The organism is Runella zeae DSM 19591, from assembly GCF_000423565.1.
GTDB classification, from domain to species: Bacteria; Bacteroidota; Bacteroidia; order Cytophagales; family Spirosomataceae; genus Runella; species Runella zeae.
Genome location: NZ_AUIF01000094.1, coordinates 1 through 4,740 on the forward strand (window position 1 = coordinate 1; position 4,740 = coordinate 4,740).

The 4,740-nt window shown below is 35.9% G+C and carries 6 protein-coding genes; 5 read left to right on the forward strand and 1 reads right to left on the reverse strand.

Annotation, left to right across the window (positions count from 1 at the left end):
• From G563_RS35230 to G563_RS0118205, 3 genes are all read left to right on the forward strand, one after another.
• The coding region (locus G563_RS35230) for a transposase family protein (RefSeq protein WP_037326431.1) at positions 1 to 308 on the forward strand (308 nt) is incomplete at its 5' end.
• Complete coding sequence (locus G563_RS0118200; protein WP_028666557.1) at positions 302 to 1,417, forward strand: hypothetical protein; 1,116 nt, start codon at positions 302 to 304, stop codon at positions 1,415 to 1,417. The genes G563_RS35230 and G563_RS0118200, both read left to right, overlap by 7 nt.
• A 183-nt stretch (positions 1,418 to 1,600) precedes the next feature.
• Positions 1,601 to 2,473, forward strand: coding sequence for a metallophosphoesterase family protein (locus G563_RS0118205; RefSeq protein WP_028666558.1), 873 nt, complete (start codon positions 1,601 to 1,603; stop codon positions 2,471 to 2,473).
• A 416-nt stretch (positions 2,474 to 2,889) separates the two neighbouring features.
• Here the strand turns inward: G563_RS0118205 and G563_RS0118210 are convergent, their stop codons facing one another.
• A complete protein-coding gene (locus G563_RS0118210; RefSeq protein ID WP_028666559.1) occupies positions 2,890 to 3,756 on the reverse strand; it encodes a LysR family transcriptional regulator in 867 nt (288 codons plus the stop codon).
• Between the two features lie 125 nt (positions 3,757 to 3,881).
• Here G563_RS0118210 and G563_RS0118215 point away from each other — a divergent pair, with 125 nt between their 5' ends.
• Both G563_RS0118215 and G563_RS0118220 read left to right on the forward strand, forming a co-directional pair.
• Entirely contained in the window at positions 3,882 to 4,289 is a 408-nt protein-coding gene (locus G563_RS0118215) for an EthD family reductase (protein ID WP_028666560.1), read from the forward strand.
• A 190-nt stretch (positions 4,290 to 4,479) separates the two neighbouring features.
• The coding region (locus G563_RS0118220) for an IS110 family transposase (protein ID WP_028666561.1) at positions 4,480 to 4,740 on the forward strand (261 nt) is incomplete at its 3' end.

Sequence of the window (4,740 nt, forward strand, 5' to 3'; positions counted from 1 at the left end):
ATGTTGATTTAGGTTATCTTGGTATTCAGAAAGAATACAAATTTTTGTCTTTAAAGATTCCATTTAAAAAGCCCAAAAAAAGCAAAAAAAATCCTTATCCAAGCTTAACATTAGAGCAAAAAAACTACAACAAGTCTATTAGTAAAAAGCGAGTTTTTGTAGAAAATGCAATTGCAGGAATAAAACGTTATCATATTTTAATTAACAAGTATAGAGGAAAATCTAAGGAAAAATTTGATGAAAGTATTGAATTATGCGCAGGCCTTTGGAACTTCAAAATCGACTTTAAGAAAAAGATAACTTGTTAGTAATCAACAAGAAAACAACTCTATTGATTATAAATCAACAAAAAATCATAAAACTTGCAAAAAATGGCAGTGCCCTTATCGAAAAAGAGATAGAAAATATTGAAGGGTTTGTTACTTTTTATGCTGTATTAGGAGGAATTGTAGAACAAACAGATGAATTTTATGTAAATAATTGTATTCTTCGTAAAGATAATTCTATCACAGTATTAAATCTGCCGAAAGTTGAAAAAAAGAATGAAAAAAGTCGAAGAATTACATTTATTACAGATTTTAAATTCTCAAATGATACTTACGAATATTTAGTCTTGTATCGAAATGTTCTTTTGTTTTATGATATTGTTGGGAACTTGAAAAAAAATGTTCATATTGACGAAGAGTATTGTAGTAAAATAGTCATAGAAAAACAACATGTAGTATCACATATTGGAGAGGATGAGAAGTCTTCTATATATGATTTTAATGGTAAATTAGTACAAAGATATGAATGTCATAATGCGCTATTTTCCGACGATTTTATATACGCAATCGACTCTATAAATAATAAAACAAAATTGTATAACCTGATAGACGGAAAAAAAACTACTCTTTGGGCTCATCCTACTTTTATAAAGGGTTATAAAGAAATAATTTTTAAAGATACTTGGCGAAATACGTCAGTAAAACAAATAAAATTTTCTCCTGATAATCAATATATTATTGCTATTGCGGGTCAAGGTAAATATGTTGCTTGGAGGTTGCCAAAATTAGAAAGAGTAGAGCTTCTTCCAAAAGCTGAGTTTATTGATCTATTGCCAGGAATAACCAAAACGATCTTTTCCGATAAAGGTGCAGAAGAGTTAGTTGTTAAACCTCAATTAGTGGAAATAGAAGGTCAGGTGTATTTTAAAAATACTAGAGATGATTTAGCAAATGTTTTTTTCTTAGAAGGAGGAAATCTTTTTTTAATAGTAGTAGATAACTACTATTCACCTTTCGCACTTTTATGGGATAAAAATTTCAATAATTTGTCGCATTACAAGATGAGTGGTAAAGTTGTATTACATGGAAATAAATATTTGTCTGAAAAAAGTATTAAAGAGTTTGTCGTGTATATTAGAGACAATGAATAGCATGTCTCAAACTTTTGTTCTTAAGTTGGTGGTTTTGCCAGCTTTAATCTTTGAGGTTGATGTTTTCCATATAAAATGTCCCTCCCAGGTACTGTAATGGCGACGCACCTTTACAATTACTTCACCCAACGCCATAGCCCGAACAGTGCTTTTGTCAGTTATACCTTAAAAAATCGTATTTTCATGATAAAGCACTTTCTACTTGTTTTGGTTTTCAGCCTGTGTATAGAAACAGTTTCGGCTCAAAACGATAATTTTTCCTTCGTTTTTATGACTGATATGCATCTACGTCCCGACCCTGTCGTAGAAAAAGCATTCAATAAAGTAGTACAACGAATAGAGAAAATAAAACCTGACTTTGTACTTTCGGGAGGAGACCAGATTTTTGACATTATGCGGGGGAATCGAGCAAAAGGAGATTCTCTTTTTAGCTATTACCTCACTCAGACCCGTAGATTTAAAGTGCCAGTTTACAACTGCGTAGGCAATCACGACCTCTTTGGGATATATGAGGAAAGTCCCGAGGACTCATCGCATCCTGACTATAAACTCGGAATGTTTAAGCGGTATTTGGGTGATCCCTACTATTCATTTGACCACAAAGGATGGCATTTTATTGTCTTAAACGTGCTGGATGTAGATAACTATAAGTATATAGGTAGAGTGGATGAAGCTCAGTTAAAATGGATAAAAAGCGATCTCAGCTCCGTAAAACCCCAAACGCCCGTGGTGGTGGTAGCCCATATTCCGTTGGTTACAACTTATCACGACCTGTATCCTCCTCAAAACGGCTATTTATCCCAGCCTCCAGTTGCTAACCGTAACGAAGTCTTAACTCTTTTTAAAGACCATAACCTCAAGTTTGTTCTTCAGGGACACATTCACTGGTTTGAGGACTTAAATATAGCAGGGAAAACCCACTACATCACTGGCGGATCCATAGCCGGACGACCATCGTGGCGAGGTAATACCCACGGTGCGAGAGGCTTTTTGAGATTTAAGGTATCTGGTGGCGAGGCTACTTATGAGTTTGTATCCTATGAGGAGAAAGACTAGTTTATGTGAAGTAATTTCAGGTTGAACATATTAAAACAAAAAGCAGTTCTTTATTTGTAATATGTTTAAAATGAGATAATTATATAAAAATTTATAAGTAACTAAGCAAAATAAAACAAGACTTTATTGTGAATATAGTCTGAATCTCCTCAAACCCCATGCCTTCAGGCTGGGGCTAAAAATAGGGCAATATCAAAGGGGCTTTAGCCCTGAATTTTTTAAGTGTCATAGTTGAAATTCAGGGCTAAAGCCCTTCCTCTAGTTGTTAATTCTTGTCCCCAGCCTAAAGCCGGAATGGGGTTTGAAGAGGTTCGGGATATTGCGCAGCACAATCCTAATTTTGCTTAGTTACTTACATTGCGTGAAAAGCCATAGTGATGAATTTAAGCCGCATCGCGGCACACTGTTTGTAAAACTCAAATCCCCCGCAGCAATTCATACAGCTTTTTTACCGCTTGCTTCTCGTAGGCTTCTTTAAGGGAGATAATCATTATTTTTCGTTTCATATTTTCGCCTTCAATGGGGATCGCTACTACTTCGGGGTCGTTTACACTGGCATCGCTCAAAATAGTATGCCAATGCCCCGTTTTTACAATTTCAAATAATGTAGGTATGTCGTTGATTTCCATACATATATTCGGATTTAGATTTTTTTGACTAAACGATTCCTCAAAAAACTGAATCGTACTGTAGCCGCTGAAAGGAAGTGCTAAGGGCAACGCCGCCACCTCAGTGAGCGCGATAGTACTCTTGTAAGCCAAGGGTGATTTTCGGGCAGTGACCAAGACCATGTTTGAGTTCAAAAGAGTTTGGTATTTCAGATGAGGCTCGTTGGGCTTTTCATGGAAGGTCAATACAAAATCGAATTGGTGCAGGTTTAGTTTTTCGAGTAGGTCTTTGGTAGTTCCAAATACCACTTGGATTTTGATATTTGGGTATTGTTTGGCAAACTGTATGAGGGTTTTGGCAAAAAGAATACGCATCGAATAAATCACCCCGACGGTGATTTTGCCCGTGTTGAGATTTTTCAAATCTTGTAAAAGCAACAGTCCTTCATTGGCTCTATTGATACTCTGTAATGCATATTCTCCAAACAAGCTCCCCGCTTCGGTAAGCGTGATTCGTTTGCCAATGCGATTAAACAAGGGCACGTTTAGTTCATCTTCTAATTGTTTAATTTGCTGTGAAAGAGTACTTTGGCTAATATTTAAAGCCCTTGCTGCTTCCGTAAAGTTCAATAACTCTTTGGCTTTTAAAAAATATTTGAGTTGTCTCAGTTCCATATTTCTAAATCGGTTTTTTCGATTGTTTTTATCGAAAAATAGCGTTTTGCAAATATAAAACCTCTTTGGATATTTGTGCGAAATTGTTTTAAATCAATCAGTTAACACTTAAATCTCCCTTAACCATGAAGCTTAAACTACTTCTGTCATTTTTTCTTTTATTCACTTCGGTTGCAGCGTTCAGCCAAGACAAGCAAAACAAAGACGCTGTTGAAAAAGGTTTAATCAAAGTATCGGTCATGTATCCTTATGCGGAAGGTAAAACCTTCAACATGGAGTATTACGAAACCAAGCATATGCCAATGGTGGCGGGGTACTTAGGGGCAAATTTGGTAAAATATACCATTGAAAAAGGACTGGCGAGTGGTATTCCAAACCAACCACTTCCCTTTATGGCGATTGGTACATTTTACATAAAAAGTCTGAGCGACTATCAAGCGGCTATCGCTCCGAACCGCGACGCTATTCGTGCCGATTTTGCCAGTTATACCAATGTCGCTCCCATTATTTTGGTGAGTGAGGTAGTGAAGTAAAAACAATATGTCTAAAGTCTCTCACTAACAATCCAACATTTACGTATGTTTATAAGATAAATGTGGCGAAGGTAAGTCATGCAAAATATACTTTAGACAAAATCAATACCATGAAACATCCATGCTATTGTTATAACACACAGAGGCATGAAAATTGATTTCTGGAATATAAACCAACAATTTTCATACAATGGAATCTAACAATTTTGAATTGATTATCAAACGAGGGTGTGGCATAGATGTCCACGAGAAGAAGGTAGTAGTAACGATACGAGGTGATGGTATAGGAGTGGAAACTCGAACATTTTTAACGTTTACTGAGGATTTAGGCGAGCTTTTATCATGGTTAAAGAGTAAAGAGGTAACCCACGGAGCAATGGAGAGTACGGGTGTTTACTGGAAGCCAGTGTACAATATTTTGAGTGAAAGTCTGAATTTAATATTGGTCAAT